The organism is Caulobacter sp. 602-1 (assembly GCF_003931565.1).
GTDB lineage: Bacteria > Pseudomonadota > Alphaproteobacteria > Caulobacterales > Caulobacteraceae > Caulobacter.
Genome location: NZ_RRYI01000028.1, coordinates 1 through 440, shown reverse-complemented (window position 1 = coordinate 440; position 440 = coordinate 1). Strand labels below are relative to the sequence as shown.

Below are 440 nucleotides of genomic sequence, written 5' to 3'. Positions count from 1 at the left end.
GAATACGCCGGCCTCAACCGGTCGATCAACAGGGTCTTCTCCCTGTTCGACAGGCGCCGCAGGTCGGCGCCGGGGTCTTTTTCTGCGAGCCTCCGCCACCTCCCGCATCAACGCGTTCCCCCGGCTCCGGTTCCTCGACCCTGCGGCGCAAAGCCTCCGCGTCATCATCATCGGCTGCGGACGGCCGGCGACGGGAGTCAGCGGGCTTATTGCCCTGCGCGGCGTTCCTGTTTTTGGGCTGCAACGCGGCCATGCCGCCCTTGCGGTACGCCCTGACCCAGCCATGCACCGCGCCGACGCTCACGCCGAGCTGTTTGGCGGCCTGCTTCTGCTGCATGCCGCCCAGCACCAGCTCGACTGCCCTTCGCCTGGTCTCCAGTGGGATGATGGGTTTGGCCATATGGCCAGCATACCGGGAATCCATCGCCAGCCAACGCTCC

1 protein-coding gene is annotated in these 440 nt (G+C 67.0%); it reads right to left on the bottom strand.

All coding sequences use genetic code 11. From position 1 onward, the window contains the following. Window positions 1-25: 25 nt before the first annotated feature. Window positions 26-440: helix-turn-helix domain-containing protein (locus tag EIK80_RS25085; protein ID WP_148099124.1), on the bottom strand; the 415-nt coding region annotated here is incomplete at its 5' end.